Annotated in this window: 19 protein-coding genes; 2 read left to right on the forward strand and 17 right to left on the reverse strand. The window is 66.2% G+C overall.

Features of this window, described 5'->3' with window-relative positions:
- Window positions 1-5 precede the first annotated feature (5 nt).
- Genes AC6JAM_RS04445 through iolC form a run of 5 tightly spaced genes read right to left on the reverse strand, consistent with a single transcriptional unit; the run spans window position 6 to window position 6,416 of the window.
- The gene (locus AC6JAM_RS04445; protein ID WP_223993925.1) at window positions 6-917 is read right to left on the reverse strand and encodes a sugar phosphate isomerase/epimerase family protein; all 912 of its coding nucleotides are present in this window, start codon (window positions 915-917) and stop codon (window positions 6-8) included.
- 22 nt (window positions 918-939) lie between these two features.
- Window positions 940-2,481, reverse strand: a complete 1,542-nt coding sequence (locus tag AC6JAM_RS04450) for a CoA-acylating methylmalonate-semialdehyde dehydrogenase (protein ID WP_488315038.1) — start codon at window positions 2,479-2,481, stop codon at window positions 940-942.
- Between the two features lie 38 nt (window positions 2,482-2,519).
- Window positions 2,520-4,448, reverse strand: a complete 1,929-nt coding sequence (iolD, locus tag AC6JAM_RS04455; RefSeq protein ID WP_268003350.1) for a 3D-(3,5/4)-trihydroxycyclohexane-1,2-dione acylhydrolase (decyclizing) — start codon at window positions 4,446-4,448, stop codon at window positions 2,520-2,522.
- Window positions 4,449-4,479: 31 nt separating this feature from the next.
- Window positions 4,480-5,415, reverse strand: a complete 936-nt coding sequence (locus tag AC6JAM_RS04460) for a Cgl0159 family (beta/alpha)8-fold protein (RefSeq protein ID WP_268002637.1) — start codon at window positions 5,413-5,415, stop codon at window positions 4,480-4,482.
- A complete protein-coding gene (iolC, locus tag AC6JAM_RS04465; protein ID WP_497934149.1) occupies window positions 5,412-6,416 on the reverse strand; it encodes a 5-dehydro-2-deoxygluconokinase in 1,005 nt (334 codons plus the stop codon). The genes AC6JAM_RS04460 and iolC overlap by 4 nt, the downstream gene beginning before the upstream one ends.
- Window positions 6,417-6,798: 382 nt before the next feature.
- On the opposite strand from iolC, the gene AC6JAM_RS04470 reads away from it, so the two are divergent.
- Together AC6JAM_RS04470 and AC6JAM_RS04475 are read left to right on the forward strand one after the other, a co-directional pair.
- A complete protein-coding gene (locus AC6JAM_RS04470; protein WP_488315041.1) occupies window positions 6,799-7,158 on the forward strand; it encodes an ArsR/SmtB family transcription factor in 360 nt (119 codons plus the stop codon).
- Window positions 7,158-7,640: an SRPBCC family protein gene (locus AC6JAM_RS04475; RefSeq protein ID WP_497934150.1), complete on the forward strand. Its 483-nt coding sequence runs from the start codon at window positions 7,158-7,160 to the stop codon at window positions 7,638-7,640. The genes AC6JAM_RS04470 and AC6JAM_RS04475 overlap by 1 nt, the downstream gene beginning before the upstream one ends.
- Here the strand turns inward: AC6JAM_RS04475 and AC6JAM_RS04480 are convergent.
- From AC6JAM_RS04480 to sucD, 12 genes are all read right to left on the reverse strand, one after another.
- On the reverse strand, window positions 7,598-8,416 hold the full coding sequence (locus AC6JAM_RS04480; protein WP_497934151.1) for a triose-phosphate isomerase family protein: 819 nt from the start codon (window positions 8,414-8,416) through the stop codon (window positions 7,598-7,600). The two genes, AC6JAM_RS04475 and AC6JAM_RS04480, sit on opposite strands and share 43 nt — an antisense overlap.
- A 29-nt stretch (window positions 8,417-8,445) precedes the next feature.
- A complete protein-coding gene (locus tag AC6JAM_RS04485; protein WP_018769582.1) occupies window positions 8,446-9,792 on the reverse strand; it encodes an MFS transporter in 1,347 nt (448 codons plus the stop codon).
- A gap of 101 nt (window positions 9,793-9,893) precedes the next feature.
- A complete protein-coding gene (locus AC6JAM_RS04490; protein WP_497934152.1) occupies window positions 9,894-10,661 on the reverse strand; it encodes an SDR family NAD(P)-dependent oxidoreductase in 768 nt (255 codons plus the stop codon).
- 17 nt (window positions 10,662-10,678) lie between these two features.
- Window positions 10,679-11,632 carry a 3-hydroxyacyl-CoA dehydrogenase family protein gene (locus AC6JAM_RS04495; protein ID WP_488315042.1) on the reverse strand — a complete coding sequence of 318 codons (954 nt, stop codon included), beginning with the start codon at window positions 11,630-11,632 and terminating at the stop codon, window positions 10,679-10,681.
- Entirely contained in the window at window positions 11,629-12,123 is a 495-nt protein-coding gene (locus AC6JAM_RS04500; RefSeq protein WP_488315043.1) for a ribose-5-phosphate isomerase, read from the reverse strand. Before AC6JAM_RS04500 ends, AC6JAM_RS04495 begins: the two co-directional genes overlap by 4 nt.
- Window positions 12,124-12,133: 10 nt before the next feature.
- The gene (dhaL, locus tag AC6JAM_RS04505) at window positions 12,134-13,855 is read right to left on the reverse strand and encodes a dihydroxyacetone kinase subunit DhaL (protein WP_497934153.1); all 1,722 of its coding nucleotides are present in this window, start codon (window positions 13,853-13,855) and stop codon (window positions 12,134-12,136) included.
- Between the two features lie 46 nt (window positions 13,856-13,901).
- Complete coding sequence (locus tag AC6JAM_RS04510) at window positions 13,902-14,900, reverse strand: sugar phosphate isomerase/epimerase family protein (protein ID WP_497934154.1); 999 nt, start codon at window positions 14,898-14,900, stop codon at window positions 13,902-13,904.
- A 132-nt stretch (window positions 14,901-15,032) separates the two neighbouring features.
- Entirely contained in the window at window positions 15,033-15,722 is a 690-nt protein-coding gene (locus AC6JAM_RS04515) for a GntR family transcriptional regulator (RefSeq protein ID WP_018769576.1), read from the reverse strand.
- Window positions 15,723-15,837: 115 nt separating this feature from the next.
- On the reverse strand, window positions 15,838-16,614 hold the full coding sequence (locus AC6JAM_RS04520; protein ID WP_018769575.1) for an SDR family NAD(P)-dependent oxidoreductase: 777 nt from the start codon (window positions 16,612-16,614) through the stop codon (window positions 15,838-15,840).
- A 9-nt stretch (window positions 16,615-16,623) separates the two neighbouring features.
- A complete protein-coding gene (locus AC6JAM_RS04525; RefSeq protein WP_497934156.1) occupies window positions 16,624-17,973 on the reverse strand; it encodes an MFS transporter in 1,350 nt (449 codons plus the stop codon).
- Between the two features lie 219 nt (window positions 17,974-18,192).
- Entirely contained in the window at window positions 18,193-18,924 is a 732-nt protein-coding gene (locus AC6JAM_RS04530; protein WP_018769573.1) for a FadR/GntR family transcriptional regulator, read from the reverse strand.
- Window positions 18,925-19,115: 191 nt separating this feature from the next.
- Complete coding sequence (gene sucD / locus AC6JAM_RS04535; RefSeq protein WP_497934157.1) at window positions 19,116-20,018, reverse strand: succinate--CoA ligase subunit alpha; 903 nt, start codon at window positions 20,016-20,018, stop codon at window positions 19,116-19,118.
- Between the last annotated feature and the right edge of the window lie 4 nt (window positions 20,019-20,022).

Raw genomic sequence — 20,022 nt, forward strand, 5'->3', positions numbered from 1 at the left:
AGAGGTCAGTTGACGGCGGTGCGGGAGCCGCAGGTCAGCAGGTAGTTGCGGGTGCGCTTGGCGATCGGCATCGGGACGTCGAAGGCCACCGGGTACATGTCCTGTTCCACGATCCCGAAGATGGGGCGGTTCAGGGCTTCCACGGCCTCGATGACGGCGCGGAGGTCGGGCAGCCCGCTCGGCGGTTCGGTCATGACGCCGGCGAGGTTGGCCGCGGCCCATGTCATGTTTTCCTCGTTGACTCGCCTGAGGATGTCCGGATTGATCTGCTTCAAATGCAGGTAGCCGATGCGGTCAGGGTAGTTCTTGATGAGCTCCAGGCTGGAGGCGCCGCAGTATTCCGCGTGGCCGGTGTCCAGGCAGAGGTTCAGGTACTGCGGATCGGTAGCTCCCAGCAGCGTTTCGATGTCCTCCTGCGCGCCAACGTGGGAGTCAGCGTGGGAGTGGAACTGCTGCTTCAGGCCGAAGTCCTCCAGCAGGGTCTTGCCCAGGCGGTTGTGGCCGGCGAACAGGTCGCTCCAGGCCTTGTCGCTTAGCGTGCCGCTTTCCACGGCCTCGCCGGTGACGTCGTCGCGCCACATGGCCGGAATGACCACGATGTGCCCGCCGCCCATTGCCGCGGTGAGTTCGGCGACCTTGCGGGCCGGCTCCCAGGCGGTCTCCCACTGGTCCACGCCGCGGTGGAAGGCGGTGAACACGGTGCCGGCTGTGACTTTCAGGTCGCGCTGCTTGAGTTCCTCCGCCAGGCGGGCCGGGTCGGTGGGAAGGTAGCCGTACGGGCCAAGTTCGATCCACTTGTAGCCGGACTCGGCCACTTCGTCGAGGAAGCGTTCCCACGGGGTCTGCTTCGGATCGTCCGCAAACCAGACGCCCCAGGAGTCCGGCGCCGTGCCGATGATCAGCTTGTTCTCAGTCATGACAGCGTTGTCTCTCTGGGTGTTAGTTGGACGGGAAGTTGTAGGAGGCTTCGGAGGCGTGGTGGGTTTCGGGCCAGCGGGAGGTGACGACTTTGCCGCGGGTGTAGAAGGAGACGCCTTCGGGGCCGTAGATGTGTTTGTCGCCGAAGAGGGATGCTTTCCAGCCGCCGAAGGAGTGGTAGGCCACGGGGACCGGGAGGGGCACGTTGATGCCGATCATGCCGACGGTGACGGAGCGCTGGAACTTGCGGGCGGCGGCGCCGGAGGAGGTGAAGATGGCGGTGCCGTTGCCGTAGGGGTTGGCGTTGATCAGCTTGATGCCGTCTTCGAGGGTGTCGACGCGGACCACGACGAGGACGGGTCCGAAGATCTCTTCCGTGTAAGCCGTCATTTCGGTCTTGACGTGGTCGATCACGGTAGGCCCCACCCAGAAGCCGTCTTCGTGGCCCGGGACCACCAGGTCGCGGCCGTCCACCACCATGGCGGCGCCGGCGGCCTCGGCTTCGGTGACGATCCGTACGATGCGTTCCTTGGAGGCCGGGGTGATGACCGGGCCCATTTCGGCGTCGGGGGCGGTGCCGTTGTTGACCTTCACGGCCAGGGCGCGTTCTTCGACTTTCTTGACCAGCAGGTCGGCGGCGTCCCCGACGGCGACGGCGACGGAGATCGCCATGCAGCGTTCGCCGGCGGAGCCGAAGGCGGCGGCAGCGAGGTGGTCGGCGGCGTTGTCCAGGTCGGCGTCGGGCAGGATGATGGCGTGGTTCTTCGCCCCGCCCAGGGCCTGGACGCGCTTGCCGTGTTTGGTGGCGGTTTCGTGGACGTACTGCGCGATCGGGGTGGACCCGACGAAGGAGATGCCGTCCACGTCCGGGTGGGTCAGGAGCCCGTCGACGGTTTCCTTGTCGCCGTGCAGGACCTGGAACACGCCGTCGGGCAGGCCGGCTTCCTTCCAGAGCTTGGCCAGCAGCAGGGACGCGGAGGGGTCGCGCTCGGAGGGCTTGAGGATGAAGGCGTTGCCGGTGGCGATCGCCATCGGGGCCATCCACAGCGGCACCATGACCGGGAAGTTGAACGGGGTGATGCCGGCGACCACGCCGAGGGGCTCGCGGAAGTTGAACACGTCGATACCGGTGGAGACCTGGTCCGAGTAGTCGCCCTTGAGCAGGGTGGGGATGCCGCAGGCGTACTCGATGACTTCCAGGCCGCGGCCGATTTCGCCCTTGGCGTCGGAGAGGACCTTGCCGTGCTCGGTCGTGATTAGTTCAGCGAGGTCGTCCACGTGGGCGGCGACGAGTTCGCGGAACTTGAACAAGACGGCGGTGCGCTTGGCCAGGGAGATGTCACCCCAGCTGTCGGCAGCCTTCCGGGCGGCGGCGACGGCGGCGTCAAGGTCGGCGCGGTTGGCCAGGCGCAGCTCGCCGGTCACGGCCCCAGTGGCCGGGTTGTACACGGGGGTGGTGCGGTCGCCAGCGCCGGCGGTTTCGGCGCCGTTGATGAAGTGGTTGATCACGGTGGTCTGGGTATCGGTGGTCTGGGTATCGGTGGTCTGGGTGGTGGCAGTCATGGGGACTCTTCCTTGAGGGGGTGGTGTCTGGAGGAGGGTTAGCCGAGCAGTTTGCGCTGGCGGGACTTGTGGTCGACGTAGGTATGGAAGGCCTGCTTGGTGGAATCCAGTTCGGAGACCTGGGAGACGGGGACGTCCCACCAGGACTCGGAGGATGGTGCGTCCAGGAGCGGGTCGGACTCGACATGGATGAGGATGGGCCCGCTGCCCTCGGGGGCGGCCTTGGCGTCGCGGATGGCCTGTTCCAGTTCGGCGATGACTTTCTCGCCGGGTTCGATCCGGATGACCTTCACGCCCAGGGACTCGGCGTTCAGGGCAAGGTCCACCGGCAGGGTGTCCCCTTCGTCGAAGCTGTGCTGTTCTTCGTCCAGGGCCCGGTAGCGGGTGCCGAAGCGCTGCGAGCCCAGGGATTCGGACAGGGAGCCGATGGAGGCGTATCCATGGTTCTGGATCAGGACCACGATCAGTTTGATGCGTTCGGCGACGGCGGTGACCAGTTCGGTGTGCATCATCAGGTAGGAGCCATCCCCCACCATCACCACGACGTCCCGCTGCTCGCCGCCGCGCGCGGCTTCGGCCAGGGCTGCGCGCTTGACCCCGAGGCCTCCGGGGATTTCGTAGCCCATGCAGGAGTAGGCATATTCGACGTGGTAGCCGAACGGGTCCCGGACACGCCACATCTTGTGCAGGTCCCCGGGCAGGGACCCGGCCGCGCAAATCACCACATCCGCAGCGTCCATGGCCCGGTTGGCGGCGCCGATGATTTCGTTCTGTGCCGGCAGCGGGGTGTAGCGGGTGTCAAAGGCCTCGTCCACAGTGGCGTTCCAGCGCTTTTTCTCGGCGGCGACCTTCTGCTCCAGGTCGGCGCCTACCCGGTAGCCGCCCAGTGCTGCGTTGAGCTTGACGAGTGCCTTGCGGGCGTCGGCGACGATCGGCAGCGTGGTGCCGTGCTTGTAGGCGTCGATCGGGGCAACGTTGATGTTGATGAAGCGCACGTCCGGGTTCTGGAACGCTGTGCGTGACGCGGTGGTGAAGTCCTCGTAGCGGGTGCCGATGCCGATGATCAGGTCGGCGTCGGCAGCGATGGCGTTGGCCGCCGTCGTACCGGTGGAGCCGATGGCACCCAGGCTGAACTGGTGGTCCCAGGGCAGGACGCCGACGCCGGCCTGGGTGTTGCCTACCGGGATGCCAGTCAGCTGGGCGAGCTTTGCGAGCTCGTCGTTGGCGTAGGCGTAGAGGACGCCGCCGCCGGCGATGATCAGCGGGCGCTTCGCGGCACGGATGGCCGCGGCGGCACGGGCGATGTCGTCGTCGTCCGCGTCGGGGCGGCGGATCCGCCACTCCCGCTCGGCCAGGAACTCCTCGGGGACATCGAACGCCTCGGCCTGGACATCCTGAGGCAGCGAGATGGTTACGGCGCCGGTCTCCGCCGGATCCGTCAGGACACGCAGGCCGTGGTGGAACGCGGAGAACAGCTGTTCCGGGCGGGTGACGCGGTCGAAGAACTTGGACAGTGGCCGGAAGGCGTCATTAACGGTGATGTCGTAGGCGTAGGGCTGTTCGAGCTGCTGCAGCACGGGGTCTGCCGCGCGGGTGGCGAACGTGTCGCTGGGCAGCAGCAGCACCGGCAGCCGGTTCGTCGTGGCCAAAGCGGCACCGGTCAGCAGGTTGGAGGACCCCGGGCCGATCGAGGTGCTGATGGCGAAGGTCTGGCGGCGGCGGGTATGCCGGGCATACCCCACGGCCTGGTGCGCCTGGGCCTGTTCGTTCCGGCCCTGGTAGTACGGCATGATGGCCGGGTCCAGCTGCTGGTACTGCTTCAGGGCCTGCCCCACACCGGCAACGTTACCGTGCCCGAAGATACCGAACGTGCCGGGGATGAGCCGCTCCCGGTAGTCCACACCGCCCACCTTGTCGACGGTGTATTGCTTGGACAGGTATTCGACGACGGCCTGGGCCACCGTCATCCTGCGCGTTCCTGTTGTGTCCATGGGGAGGCTACTCCGATACTTCCGTGGTGTGGTTCAGCAGTGAGGCGGCCGTGGCCACGGCACCGGCAACATCGCCGTCGGCCGGGTACAGGAGCGTCCGGCCAACAGTGAGGCCCTGGACGCCCGGGAGCGCCAGTGCCGCCTGCCAGGACGCAAAGACCTCGTCCTGGGACCCATCCGGGTCTCCGCCCAGCAGGACGGTGGGCATGGTGGTGGCGGCCATGACGCGTTCCATCTCCGCCACGACGGGAAGCTTCATCCAGGTGTAGGCGCTGGTGGAGCCCAGCCCCTCTGCGATGGCGATGGACTTGATCACGGCGTTGGTGGACAGATCGTTGCGGACGCGGCCGTTTTCCCGGACCGACAGGAACGGTTCCACCATGGCAATCAGCTTGCGCTCCGCCAGCGAATCGATGGCCTTCGCGGTCGCTTCCAGGGTGGCCACGGTGTCGGGGTCGCCCAGGCAGATGCGGGTGAGCATCTTGCCGCCGTCAGCACCCAGGGCCTCCAGAGCGGCGGCGGTGTGGCCGGTGAAGCGGTCATCGAACTCGTTGACCAGCCCGGAGAGGCCGCCGCGGTTCATGGAACCGAAGACCAGCTTGCCGTCCAGGGCGCCCAGCAGCAGCAGGTCGTCCATGATGTCCGGGGACGCCAGGACACCGTCGACGGCGGGGTTGGCCAGGGCGATCTGCAGCCGGTCCAGCAGCTGACGCCGGTCAGCCATGGCCACGGGGTCGCTGCCGACGGCAAGGGCGCCGCGGGCGGGGTGGTCGGCGGCGACGATGAAGTTCTGCCGCCCCGACTTCAGGCCGGGGTGGCGCCGGCGGGACTTGGCCGCCCGGGCCACGGCACCAGGGTCTTCCAGCCGTATAGTGCTCAGGTGCTCATAGCGGCGCGGATCGTCGTCCACAGCGTTGTTGGAAGCAAGAGAGGTGAGGGTCACAGTGCTGCTCCTTCGGGAATCGAGGCGCCCGGAACCGCGCGGCCGCGTTCGGCCAGCAGCGAGGTGACCTCCTCCGGCGTCGGCATGGCGTCGGCGCAGGAAAGGCGTGAGGCGACGATGGCGCCGGCGGCGTTGGCGTAGTCCAGGACCTGTGCCAGCGGCCAGCCGGAGAGGAGTCCGTGGCAGAAGGCGCCGCCAAAGGAGTCGCCGGCACCCAAGCCGTTGAGGGTTTCCACCGGGACGGGCGCGGAGACCACGCGTTCGGTGCGGGTCTTGGCCATCACGCCTTCCGCGCCAAGCTTGACGACGGCGATTTCCACGCCGGCAGCGAGCAGGCGGTCCGCCTGCTCATCGGGAGTCCCCTCGCCGACTGCCACGGCACATTCCTTGTCGTTGCCGATCGCGACCGTGACGTGCGGCAGGACCTTGGCAACCTCGGCCCGGGCCTCCTCCTCGGAAGCCCAGAACATCGGCCGGTAATCCAGGTCCAGGATGGTGAACTGGCCCTCAGCCAGCCCGGTCCGCGGCCGCGCCTCATGCGCGGCAATGTGCGCTGATCGCGAGGGCTCCTGGCACAGGCCGGTCACCGTGGACCAAAAGATCCCGGCCTCACGGATGGCGTCCAGGTCCAGCTCTTCAGCCTTGATCTGCAGGTCCGGCGCCGTGGGGAACCGGCCGTAGAAGTACAGCGGGAACTCGTCCGTGGCCGGCCTGATCGCGCAGAAGGTCACCGCCGTGGGCCAGTCCTTCACCGGGGTAACAAAGGCGTCATCGACGTTGAACTTGCGCAGCTCGCGGTGCAGGTAGGCGCCGAACGGATCATCCCCGGTCCGGGTAATGACCCCGGTGCGGCGTCCGTGGCGGGCGGCGGCAACCGCGACGTTGGACGGTGAACCGCCAAGGTATTTGCCGAAGGAATCAACGTCCTCCAGGCCAACCCCGATGTCGTTCGGGTAGATATCAACGCTGATGCGCCCGATCGTAAGAAGCTCGTGGGTCACGGGAATCGTGGACCTTTCTGGTGTGGAACGCGGATCCTTCGCGGGGCAGGAGTTCCGGGACTGGCAGGCCGTGGCGCGGGCCACAGGCACTACTTTGCCTTAGATCCAATGTCCTGTCAAAAGTTTGTACTGACATACTTACAAGTAAAGTTGCCGGGCGCCCCTGTCCCAATATTGCGGGTGCCGGAACTACTTTTTAGCGACGGCCAACTCTCCCGTGCGTACTGCGCGCAGCCGAAGCCGAAGGACCAGCCACCGGGCACTGTTTTCCACGTAGCCGGAATCCCGGAAGACGCGGGTCTTGAATCGTTACCCTGGGACCCTTATGGTTAAACAACCTAAAGGTTGATAAACCTGGAGGTTGATTAGAAACGGGCAGGCAATGAACCCTGAAAGTGCGGCATTGGACTCGGCCTTCATGGCCCTGGCAGATCCCGTGCGGAGGAGCATCATCGCCCGGCTCAGCCGGGGCCCGGCAACAGTGAACGAATTGGCAGAACCGTTCGAGATCTCCAAGCAGGCGGTCTCGAAACACATCCAGGTACTCGAGCAGGCAGCGCTGGTGACCCGAAGCAGGGATGCACAGCGCAGGCCCGTCCACCTGAACCCGGCGCGGCTTGAGGAGCTGACCGCCTGGATTGACCGGTACCGGTTGGTCCGCGAAGGCCAGTTCCGCAGCCTCGACGCCGTTCTTAGGTCAAACGCTGCGGACAGCGGCGACAAATCCTCCAAGGAGTCATGATGAGCAATTCCCTGAAACTCAGCGTCCCTGAGGGCGTCCCCTTCATCGATTACGAGCGCGAGTTTGATTTCCCGGTGGCGGACGTGTTCCGCGCCCACAAAGAACCGGACCTGATTGTCCAGTGGCTGGGCCCGCGGGGCTTGAAAATGGAGATCGACCACTACGATTTCCGCACCGGCGGCAGCTACCGCTACCTGCACACAGGACCGGACGGTGTGGCCTACGAGTTCAAGGGCCTCTTCCACACCGTCCGGGACAACGAATTCGCCATCCAGACCTTTGAGTTCGGCGGATACCCGGATGTGGTCAGCCTGGACTTCATGACGTTTGAGGACCTGGGCAACGGAAGGACACGGTTGCGGGGCCACTCCGTCTACCCAAGCCAGGAGGCGCGCGACGGCATGGCCCAGTCCGGGATGGAGGGCGGCCTGAGCGAGGGCTACGAGCGGCTGGAGGAATTGCTGGCCGGGGCGCGGGTCTGAGCCAGGGCGAGGGCTTCGTCCAGCACGCGGCCAAGGTTGGCGGCGTCGTGCGCAAAACGGCCCAGGAAGAGTCCGTCCGCTGCGGGAAGCTGCGGCAGCAGCCCTGGCCCGGCACTGCCGCCATAGATCAGGGGGCAGTCCGGGCCCAGTGCGGCCCGGAGCAGGGTCAACACGGAGTTGATGTGCTGCGGCGGGGCGGGTGCAGGAGCACCGATAGCCCATACAGGTTCGTAGGCCAGGACCAGGCAGCTTAGGAGGCTGGGGTCGCCGCCAGTAGCGGCGTGGACCTGCCGCACGCAAAAGTCGGCGGCAGCACCGGCGTCGAGCCTGTCCGGCTCACCGATGCAAAGCAGCGGGGTAAGGGAACTGTCGACGGCGGCACGCACCTTGCGTGCCACCACGGCGTCGTCCTCGGCAAACAGGCTGCGGCGTTCCGCGTGGCCGATCTCGACGAGCTGGACGCCCAGTTCGGCCAGCATGCCGGGGCTGACTTCCCCGGTGAGGGGCCCGTCCCCCCAGGCGCAGTTCTGGGCGCCGAGCAGGACGGGTGAGCCGGCCAGGATCCGTGTGGCCGGCTCCAGGACGGGGAAGGAAGGGATGATGAAGACCCGGACCGGTGCGTCCTTGGCGGAATGCGCACCCAGCCCGGGCCTTTCGTCCACAACGGAGCGCACCTCCGACAGCCAGCGCAGGCTTGCCTGGTAACCCAGGTACATTTTGGTGCTGACGCCGATGTGGACGGTGCCGTTGCCTGTGCTGCTGCCGGAGGTGCGCATGAAGTTCCTTGCGATGTGTTGTGACGGGCTCAGTCGAGCAGGTCGTCGGCCTTGTTCTTGAACCGCTTGGTGGCGTACATCATTGCGGCGGCCACGAAGGGCAGGACGCCCAGGGCGTACACACCCATGGATCCGGTGGGCGAGTGCGTGGCCTCGTTGACGGCGGTCCGCAGGATCGGGGCCACAAAGCCGCCCAGGTTGCCCAGCGAGTTGATCAGGCCGATGCCGGCAGCTGCTGCGGATCCGGCGAGGAACGCGGTTGGGTAGGACCAGACCACCGGACCGACGGCGAGGAAGCTGCAGACTGCCAGGGTTATGAAGATCATGCCCAGGACCGGCTGGTGGTTGGTTCCCGCCCAGGCCGAGCCGAAGATGCACAGGCCGGTGGAGAGAAACAGGATGGTGCCGAACTTCCGCCGCTTGGCAACGGTGTTAGCCGCCCGGCCGATGAAGTAGCAGGAGAAGATGCCGAAGAACCACGGGACCGCGATCAGCAGGCCGACGGCGAGGCCCACTTTCTGCCCGGTCAGGGACGACACCTGCTGCGGCAGGAAGAACGTCACGCCGTAGACGGCGATCTGCAGGCAGAAGTAGATGGCGGTGAAGTACCAGACCCGGCCGTTGCGCATGGCGGCGAGGATGCCGCGGGGGCCGGTCTGGTCCTTGATGTTGTCTTCCAGTGCCATGACTTCCTTGAGCGCGTACTTCTCCTCCCGGCTGAGGAACTTGGCCTTTTCAGGACCGTTGATCAGGAAGAAGAAGGCGGCGATGCCGGCCAGGACTGCGAGCAGGCCCTCGACGAAGAACATGACCTGCCAGCCGCGCAGGCCCGGCACCTGGTCGCCGATGTTGATCAGCCAGCCGGAGAGGGGGTTGCCGATCATCTGGGAGAACGGCTGGGCCAGGTAGAAGATGGCGAACATCTGGACGCGCACCTTGTTGGGGAACCATTCGGCCAGGTACATGATCACGCCGGGGAACAGGCCGGCCTCGGTCACGCCGAGGAGGAAACGCAGGATCACGAACGAGGTCTCGCCCTGGACGAAGGCGAAGCACGCCGAAACGATGCCCCAGGTGATGGCGATGCGCGCCAGCCAGATCTTGGCGCCGACCTTCTTGAGCAGCAGGTTGCTGGGGATCTCGAAGATCGCATAGCCAATGAAGAAGATGCCGGCGCCCAGGGCGAAGGCTGCGGCGGACACTCCTTTGTCCGCCCCGAGGGCCGCCTCGGCAAAGCCGACGTTGGTGCGGTCCAGGAACGAAACGACGTACAGGATGACCAGCATCGGCATGAGCCGGCGGGCCGCCTTGAAGATCGCGGACTTCAGGACCGGCCGGGCCAGAAGTTCCTTGGATGTTGCGGTGGTTTCGGACACAACACTCTCCTTCGAGTGGTGACGTGGTGGTTTCCGCGGGCCGGCGGCCCGCATGTTGGTGGTGGCTCCGGTCTTCTTGATGCGAAGGGAAACGGAGCCCGTCAGTGCATGTACAGTCCGCCGTCGACGTTCAGCGTCTGGCCGGAGATATACCCGGCGTCCTCGCCAATCAGGAAATGGATGGCGGCAGCGATGTCGCGCGTGTTGCCCACGCGGTTCACCACCAGGTCCTTGACCAGCTCGTCCTTGCGTTCCTCGCTCAGGGTGCCGCCCATGATGTCGGTGTCGATCGGCCCGGGCGAGATGGCGTTGACAGTGATGTCGTACTCCCCCAGTTCACGGGCGGTGGCGCGGGTCAGGCCGATGACGCCGGCCTTGGCCACGGAGTACGGGGTCTTGCTGAAGGTTCCGCCACCGCGCTGGGCGGAGACGGAGGAAATGTTCACAATCCGGCCCAGCTGGTTCTTGACCATCGATTCGGCGGCACGGCGGGTGGCGTAGTGGACGCCGTTCAAGTTGATGCTGAGTACCCGGTCCCATTCGGCGGCGTCCAGTTCCAGGTACGGCACCGGGGAGCTGACGCCCGCGATGTTGGCCAGGGCCACCAGCTGCGGAAGTTCGGCCTCGATCTCGTCGATGGCCGCCCGGACCGACGCTTCGTTGCTGACGTCTGCGCCTGCTCCGTGGGCCTTGATTCCGTACTTTTCGGCCAGCTCCTTGGCCACGGCCTTGGTGGCGGCGTCATCGATGTCGATCACGCCGATGTTCCAGCCGCGCTCTGCCAGGTAGTCTGCGGCGGCCCGGCCGATGCCGCGTTCGGAGACAGCGCCGGTAACGATCACCGTGCGGTCTGTGGGAAATGCTGTCATGGAGGTGTTCCTTCGGATCAGGAAAGCGGGGCAGGGCCCAGCTCTTCGATGAGCTTCTGCATGGCGACGTACGCCTTGTTCCGGTAGGCAACCAGGGCTGCGGTCCGGTCTGCGGGGACGTCAAGGAAGCCGGAACCGGTCTTGGTGCCCAGCTGGCCGGCGTCGACCTTTTCCTGCAGGATCTTGGGGGTGGCGAACCGCTCCGGGAACCCGGTCTGGAGGGACTTGTAGCAGAACGCATATACGTCCAGGCCCGCCATGTCGGCAATCGCAAACGGCCCGAAGAACGGCAGCCGGAAGCCGAAGGTGGTGCGCACCAGGGTGTCCACGTCCTCCGCGGTGGCGATGCCTTCCTCCACCACTTGGGCTGCCTCGTGGAACAGGGCGTACTGGAGCCGGTTGAGCACGAAGCCGGTCACGTCCTTGACGGTGGCTGTTTCCTTGCCGGTCTCCCCCACGATGGTGCGGGCCGCCTGGATGGTGGCCTCGGAGGTGCCCTCGTGCGGGATGACTTCCACGCCGGGAATGAATGGTGCCGGGTTGGAGAAGTGGACGCCCAGGAAGCGCTCCGGGTTGTCCACCACCTCGGCCAGCTTGGCGATGGAAATGGTGGAGGTGTTGGAACCAATGATGGCCTCGGGGCGGGCGGCGGCGCTGATCCTGCCCAGGGTGGCGTGCTTGATCTCCAGGATCTCCGGCACTGCCTCCTCGATGTACTCGGCGCCGGCCACGGCTTCTTCGATGTCCTTGGCTGCCCAGAGGTTTTCCTTGAGCAGGTCGGTGGCGTTGGCCGGGAACAGGCCGGCGGCGACGAACTCGTCGGACTCCTTCAGGAGCCGTTCGTAGTTGCTTTGCGCGATTTCAGCGGAGACGTCGGCGAGTGCCACGCGGGCTCCTGCGAGTGCCAGGACCTGGGCGATCCCGCCGCCCATATAGCCTGAGCCGACGACGGCGATGTTGCGGTTGCTCATTTGTCTTCAAGTCCTTCCGACGCGTCCTCGTAGGAGGAGATTGCGTCTACTTTGGCCGCGGATGGGGAGTCTTCATCGAAGCGGTGGTCAAGCCACTCGCCCACCAGTTTCTTGGCCAGTTCCAGGCCGATGACGCGCTGGCCCATGGTCAGCACCTGGGCGTTGTTGGACAGCACGGAACGCTCCACTGAGTAGCTGTCGTGTGCTGTGACGGCCCGGATGCCGGGAACCTTGTTGGCCGAGATGGCCACGCCGAGGCCGGTTCCGCAGATCAGCAGGGCACGGTCCGCCTCTCCGGCTGCGACCTTGCGGGCTGCGGCGACAGCAAGGTGCGGATAGGCAGTAGCGTCGTCGGCGCCCACGCCCACGTCCTCCACCGAGGCGACCCGGGGGTCTGCCTCCAGCATCTCGCGCAGCGCGTTCTTGTATTCGACGCCGGCTTCGTCATTGCCGACGACGATGCGCCAGCCTTGCTGGGTGTGTTCGGTCATGCGATTCTCCTTAGTGGCTTTCGATGGTGGCGGCGTACTCGGCCACCCTGCGGGCAATGAGGCCGAACGAAACGGCGCCGGGATCCGGGTGGCCCAGGCTCTTCTCGGCCAACGGGCGCGCCCGGCCTTTCCTGGGGCTGAGTCCGGCAGTCGCGTCAGCGGCCTCGGCGGCGGCCTCCGCTGCCGCACGAAGGCTGCCGGCCAGGCTGCCGCCGTCGTCAATTGCTTTGGTGAAGGTCTCGGCGAACGGAAGGAGCGCGTCCACCATGGTCTTGTCTCCCGCCTCGGCCTTGCCCAAGGTGACAATGGCGTCGCGGAGGGCATTGACGGCCGCCGCTGCGTCGGCCGCGGTGTAGGCGTCCTTGCTGCCCAGGGTCCTGCCGACGGCGGTGACCGCCGCGCCCCAAAGGGCCCCGGAGGTACCGCCGGCACGCTCGGCCCACTGCTCCCCCGCCGCCGCAAGCACTTCCTCCAGGCCGGCACCGCCGGCATGGGACTTCTCCGCGGCAGCAACGGCAGCATCCACTCCGCGGCGCATTCCGATGCCGTGGTCGCCGTCCCCGGCGATGGCATCCAGCTTCCCGAGTGCCTCCTCGTGTTCGACGACGACGGACCGGGCTTCCTTCAACACTCCCACCGCCGTGGCAGCCAGCGCGGTGGACGCCGGCGTGGCTGCCAGCCCCGGCGTCGTGGCCGCCTCGGCCAGGGACTCGACGGCCCGTGCCCGGCGCGGGGCCAGGTTGCCCTTGCGGAAGGCGGGGGTGTCAGCCGGCGCGGCCCAGAACTTCTCCAGTTCCGCATCCAGCCAGAACAGCGTCAATGACAGGCCGGACATGTCCAGGCTGGTCACCAGTTCACCGCACTCCGGCTCAACGATCTCGAGTCCGGCAGCGGTGAGCAGGGCCTCGATCTTGCCGAACAACAGGAAGAGTTCGTCGTACTTGACTGTTCCCAGTCCGTTGAGGATGGGCACTACCCGGTGGCCTGCGGTTTCCGGCTTGTCCTTCAAAAGCCCGTCCACCAGCAGCTTGGCCAGTTCACTGGCACTGGGCAGGGGCAGGTCTGAAATCCCCGGTTCGCCGTGAATGCCCAGTCCCACGGACATCATGCCTTCCGGCACGGTGAAGAGGGGCTCGGATGCTCCGGGGAGGGTGCAGCCGGCGAACGCCACGCCCAGCGAACGGGTGTGGTGGTTGGCCTTGATGGCAAGCCGCTCCACCTCATCCAGGTCCAGCCCGGCCTCTGCCGCCGCGCCGGCAACCTTGAAGACCGTCAGGTCGCCGGCGATGCCGCGGCGCTTGCCGATCTCCTCGAGGGGCGCGCTGGCGATGTCGTCAGTCACCAGGACGGTGCGGGTTTCGATGCCCTCAGCGTTCAGCTTCTCCTGGGCCTGGCCGAAGTGGAGCACATCGCCGGCGTAGTTGCCGTAGCTCAGGAGGACGCCGCCGCCGGTCTGGGATGCCTTGGCCACGCGGTACACCTGCCCGGCGGAGGGGGAAGCGAACATGTTGCCGCAGGCGCTTCCGGCGGCGAGCCCTGCCCCCACCAGGCCGGCGAAGGCGGGGTAATGGCCGGAACCGCCGCCAATGACCACTGCCACCTGGCCCTCTGGTGTTTCGGTGGAACGGACAACGCCGCCGTCGACTCGCGCCACATACTTGCGGTTGGCGGCCACGAAACCGTCGATGGCGTCGTCTGCGAACTGCGCTGGATCGTCAAATATCTTTGTCATGATTCCTCGTTGAACCGGTTGGATCGGTTGGGAAGCCTGCCGTGGCTTAGCGTGCGGGGACAGCCGCCGGGGCCTGCCGGCCCTGCGCTACCATGCTGGTGCCCAGGGTGTAGCCATCGCGCTTGGGCAGGACCTGGCGGCGCAGGTAGTCCTGGTTGGCGGCGGTGACGCTCAGGCCGTCGCCGCCGTAGTGCTCGGTGCAGATGATGCCCTGGAAGCCCACCGAGATGGCGAACTGGAAGGCCTCGCGGTAGCTGATGAGGCCGGATTCCATGGGCGCCGGCATGGCGACGTAGTGGTTCCGGGCCTGGTCCTCGTCGCGGATGTAGTTCTTGACGTGCCAGTAGTTGGAGTAGGGCAGCGTCTTGTGCACGAGTTCGCGCCAGTCTTCGATGGGGCGGTGCAGGCGGATCAGGTTGCCCAGGTCGGGGTTCAGTCCAACGTTGGGCAGGTCGATGTCCTGGACGAGCTGCACGGAGGAGTCAGCAGTGCCGAGGTACGTGTCCTCGTACATCTCCAGGGACACCAGGAGGCCGAGTTCAGCGGCGTGCTTGCCGACCTCCCGGATGCGGGTGACGGCGTTGTTCCAGGTTTCCTTGTCCGCTACCGGGTCCTTGTGGCCTTCAACGGTCCAGAACCAGAGCTGTTTCTGCTGCTCCGGGGTGATGGCCTGGTGCAGGCCGATGGAGACGACCTCGCAACCGAGCTGCGCAGCGGCGTCGATGGTCCGGTGGGTGTAGGCCAGGTTTTCCTCCCACTTGCCTTCCTCAATCACGCTGCGGCGGATGGCGGAGATGGAGGGAAGCCCGAGGCCGGCGGCACTGGCCGCGGCCTTCAGTTCGTCCAGACGGGCGCTTGAGAGATCGCCCGGCCGCACCCAGCTGTCGGTGAGGTCGGCGTTGCTGAAGCCGGCGTCTGCGACTTCTTCAAAGACCTGCTGCCAGTCGCTGGCGGGGGCCTCCTGGGCGGTGGTCCCGTCCGGCCTTGTTCCCGGGAACTGCAGCAGGGCAGCAGCGATGGGCCAGTTTTCAGCGGTGTACGGCATTGTCACTCCAAATTTAGAATCGCATTTCCTATAGGATCTACGCTATTCGAGGCCCTGTCAAGGGCCTCTCTGTTCCTCCCGGGCGGAGGTTGGTGAAAAAGTCGGGCCATATTGGGCCCACGGGCGTGCGTGCTAGCTGCGCACTTCGCTGTCGTGCTGCGAGCGCTGCTTGACGCCTTCGATGTGGTCGATCATTTTCTGCCGGGCAAGATCGGCGTCGCCGGTCTCGAAGGCTTTGAGGATCTCGGTGTGCTCGGCAATGGCGTAGTCGGCATCGGTCACGCCCAGGCCGCCAAAGAAGCGGAAGCGCTGCACCTGCCCGCCCAGGGCGTTATATGCGGACAGCAGGAACTGGTTGTCAGCGGACTCGGCGATGAGCCGGTGGAACCGTTCATCGGCTTCCCAGTAGGCGCGGAACTCCGTGAAGGATGGACCGCGCGGGGCTGCCTTGAGGTCCTCGATGGCCTGCTCCAGCTGCCCGGTCAGTTCCGGGTCAGCATGCTTGCAGGCCATGAAGGCATTGGCCGGTTCGATCACCAGGCGGGCGTCCATCAGGTCGGCCAGTTCTTCCGGGGAGAACAGCGGTGCCACACGGTAGCCGCGCAGGGCCATCCTCCGCACCATCCCGGTCGCTTCCAGCCGGGCGAGCGCTTCGCGCACCGGCGTCGGGGAAACGTCCAGCTCCCTGGCCATCCCGTCGATGCTGACCGGGGTTCCCGCCTCCAGCCGGCCGTCCATCAGGGCAACAAGAAGCGCTTCGTAAACGTGGTCGGCGAGGACCTGCCTGCTCACGCCGCCGGAGGCCTGGTTCTTGGTTGCCATGTAGAAATCCTATAGCCGGAAAATGTGCGGGAGCGCGTGGGATGGGGTGTCCCCGGACACGTCCCGCTGGTGCCGTACGGCCGGCAGGCAGCACTGCACCAGCGGAAACCGGTGGTCAGGAAACCTGCAGGCCGCCGTTGATGTCGTAGGTGGCGGCAGTAATGTAGCCGGCGTCCTCGCTGAGCAGGAATGCGATCAGCGCCGCCACTTCCTCCCGGGTTCCCACCCGACCCATCATGATGCCCTCGGACATCTGGGCCTTGCGCTCGTCCGTCAACGTTCCGCCCATGATGTCAGTGTCGATCGGACCGGGGGCGATGGCGTTCACGGTGATGTTGTGTTCACCCACTTCACGGGCCAGCGCACGGGTGAAACCGAGGATGCCGGCTTTCGAGGCGCTGTAGGCCACCTTGGAGTAGGTGCCGCCGCCACGCTGGGCCGAGATGGAGGAGATGCTGACGATCCTCCCGAGTTCGCGCTCGATCATGCCCCTGAGGACCCGCTGGGAAACAAGGAAGGTGCCGCGCATGTTGATGGCGAAGACCTTGTCCCATTCCGCCACCGTGGTCTCCATGAAGGGGGTGGGTGAGCTGATTCCGGCCAGGTTGACCAGTCCGACGATGGGCGGAAGCGCCTCCTCAATTTCCGTGATGGCGCGGTCAACCGATGCCTCGTCGGAGACGTCGGCGCCCACGCCGATGGCCTTGACGGCACGGCTGGAGCCGATTTCGGCAGCCGCGGCCTTCGCGTCTTCGGCATTGATGTCCAGGATGGCGATGGACCAGCCCTCGCTGGCCAGCCGGTCAGCGGTTGCCCGGCCAATGCCGCGGGCAGATGCTGCCCCGGTGAGGACAGCGGTGCGCTCTGCGGGGAAGGTGTGCTGTGTAGTCATTGATGCGTCCTAGTGGGTTTCGGCGGCAGGAACTGTGACCCCGGGGGCGGAGACACCCTCCGGCCGCTTGCGTGCGTAAAGGTAGGTGGCGGCGGCGGTCACGGCGAGGCAGGCGGCCAGGAAGGCCAGCCCGCTCTGGCTGTTTCCGGTGGCGTCCTTGAGGATGCCCACGATGTAGGGCGCCACGAAGCCGCCCAGGTTGCCAAGGGAGTTGACCATGGCGAGGCCGGCGGCGGCTGCAGCACCGGTGAGGGCTGCGGAGGGCATGGCAAGGAACGGCGCGATGGCGGAGTAGATGCCCATGGCCGCGAGGGTCAGGAACACCATGGCGAGCACGGCATTGACCGGCAGCAGGTAGCCTGCGCCCAGGAGGCCGACGGCGGCGAGCACCATGCTCATGCTGGCATGCCATACCCGGTTGCCGGTGCGGTCTGAGCGCTTGCTCCAGAAGTAGACGAAGACGGCAGCGATGGCGTACGGGATAAAGACGATGAAGCCCACCTGGGTCGAGTCGAACTTGCCCAGCGCCTTGACGATGGTGGGCAGCCAGAGGCCCAGGCCGTAGATGCCGCATACCAGGCCGAAGTACAGGGCCGAGTATGCGATGGTGCGGGGGTCCTTCAATCCGGCAAGGAAGTTGTGGTTGCCGGACTTCTGCTTGTGGGCCAGTTCGGCGCTCATGGTGTTGGAGAGCCACTCACGCTCTTCCGGCTTGAGCCACTTGGCGTGTTCGGGCCGGTCCGTCATGACGAAGGGGGTGATGATGCCCAACAGGATGGCGGGAATGCCTTCCAGGATGTAGAGCCACTGCCAGCCGTGCAGGCCTGCCACGCCCTCCAGGTTCAGGAGCATGCCGGACACCGGGGCGCCGAGGGCGTTGGAGATGGGCTGGGCCAGGATGAAGATGCCCAGCACCGTCACGCGCTGCGCCGCGGGGAACCACAGGGTCAGGTAGAAGAGGATGGCCGGGAAGAAGCCTGCCTCGGCGGCTCCGAGGAGGAAGCGGATGATGTAGAACGTCGCTTCACCGTTCACCAGGAACATGGCGGTGGCAAAGATGCCCCAGCTGATGAGGATGCGGGCGATCCACTTGCGGGCGCCATAGCGGTACATGCCGCCGTTCGACGGGATCTCAAGCAGTGCGTAGCCGAGGAAGAAGATGCCGGCGCCCAGGCCGTAGGCGGCCTCGGTCAGTCCGATGTCCCCCTGCATGCCGAGCTTGGCGAAACCAACGTTGTTCCGGTCCAGGTAGGCAATGAAGTACAGGAGGACGATCAGGGGCATGAGCCTCCGACGAACCTTGCGGAGGGTGGTCTCGCCCAGCTCGCTGAGAGCGGGGGCAGCAGCACGGGAGGTCATCGCAGGCCTCCCAGGGTGGTGTGGGGACCCTCGAAAAGGGAATGCGCGCGCATAACGACTCCTTTGGCTGGCGGCATTTTTTGGGGGTGATATCAGATGTCTGATGTCTGTATGAGATTCTAATCACAGGGGACGGGAGCGTCAACACGGCTGCGGACGCGGCCTGGTGGGGATGCCGCTGACAGGGAATACCCCGATGGGACGGGCCCGGACAGGCGGCTAGCGGGCCGCGGCTCCGCTGCGGCTGGACACGGCAAGGTAGTGCTCGTAATCCTCGAAAGTCTGGGTGATATGTGCATCCATGGTGGAGCGGGCGGTGGCCGGGTCTCCGGCGGCGATGGCGGCCAGGACCATCTTGTGGTGGTGGATGGCGTGCCGCTGCACGTCGGGGAACGCCGAGGTTTCGCGCCGCATGGCGTAGAGCAGGGTGGACAGCTGGCCCAGCAGGGCCGGCACGAACGGGTTGCCGGACGCGCGCAGAACGGTGTCGTGGAAGGCGATGTCTGCCACGGTCAGCGCGTCCACGTCGCCGGCATGGTGGGCCGCTTCCATCTGCTCCACGCTGTCCTGCAGCGCGGCGAGGTCAGCCGGCCGGTGCCGGGAGGCAGCGAGTTCGGCCGCGCCGGTCTCCACCATGCGGCGGACCTCGAGCAAACGGAGTGCCACCTGGTCCGAGGCCACTCCCCTGGAGGCTGCGCGCATGATGGCGTCCAGTCCGGTCCAGCGCTCGGGCGGGTTGACGAAGGTGCCCAGGCCGCGCCGGACGTACACCACGTCCTGCGCTTTCAATACCTTCATCGCCTCGCGGGCCGTCAGCCTGCTGACACCGGACTCCTTGGCGATATCCGCTTCAGGCGGCAGGGCGTCGTCGGCCTTGATCTCTCCGCTGAGGATGTGCTCAAGGACCTTGTCGACGACGGCGTCGACCAGGGTCGGTCGCTTCTCTGCCATCCGTCATCCCCTGCCTGCGCGCGCAAGGCGCCCTGATTTTCCTTCCTCAACATTACTCGACGCACTCGGGCGCGCGCTGCCCGCCGTCGTCGTGCGTCAAACGGTCAGGTGGGTTAAACAGCAAACGCGGGGCCGCCCTGCCGGCCCCCAAAGGGGAACCGGGCCGGGTGGCCCCGCGTTGTGCAGGACTGCTAGAGGGCTGCGCAGACCTCACGGAGCAGCTTGGCGGTCTCGGACGGCGTCTTGCCGACCTTGACACCGGCAGCCTCGAGGGCTTCTTTCTTGGCCTGGGCGGTACCGGCGGAACCGGAGACGATGGCACCTGCGTGGCCCATGGTCTTGCCTTCGGGCGCGGTGAAGCCGGCCACATAGCCGACGACCGGCTTGGTGACGTTGGCCTTGATGAAGTCGGCTGCACGCTCTTCGGCGTCGCCGCCGATTTCGCCGATCATCACGATGGCCTTGGTCTCGGGGTCAGCCTCGAACGCGGCCAGGGCGTCGATGTGCGTGGTGCCGATGATGGGGTCGCCGCCGATGCCGATGGCGGTGGAGAAGCCCAGGTCGCGCAGTTCGTACATCATCTGGTAGGTCAGGGTACCCGACTTGGAAACCAGGCCGATGGGGCCCTTACCGGTGATGTTGGCCGGGGTGATGCCAACGAGCGCTTCGCCGGGGGTGATGATGCCGGGGCAGTTCGGGCCGATGATGCGGGTGACCTGGTTGCCGTCGGCATCCACCTTGGACTGGGCCAGGGCCCAGAATTCGGCGGAGTCCTGGACGGGGACGCCTTCGGTGATGACCACGACCAGGCCGATGCCGGCCTCGATGGCTTCCACAACGGCGTTCTTGGTGAATGCCGGCGGCACGAAGACGATGGAGACGTCGGCGCCGGTTTCCGCCATGGCTTCCTTGACGGTGCCGTAGACGTTGATTTCCTTGTCGCCGTGCAGGACCGTGGTGCCGGCCTTGCGGGCGTTGACGCCGCCGACGATGTTGGTGCCCGCCTTGAGCATCAGCGCGGTGTGCTTGGTGCCTTCGCCGCCGGTGATGCCCTGGACGATGACCTTGGAGTCCTTGTTCAGATAGATAGACATGGTG

The sequence above is a fragment of the Arthrobacter sp. GmRoot5-12 genome (assembly GCF_059739365.1).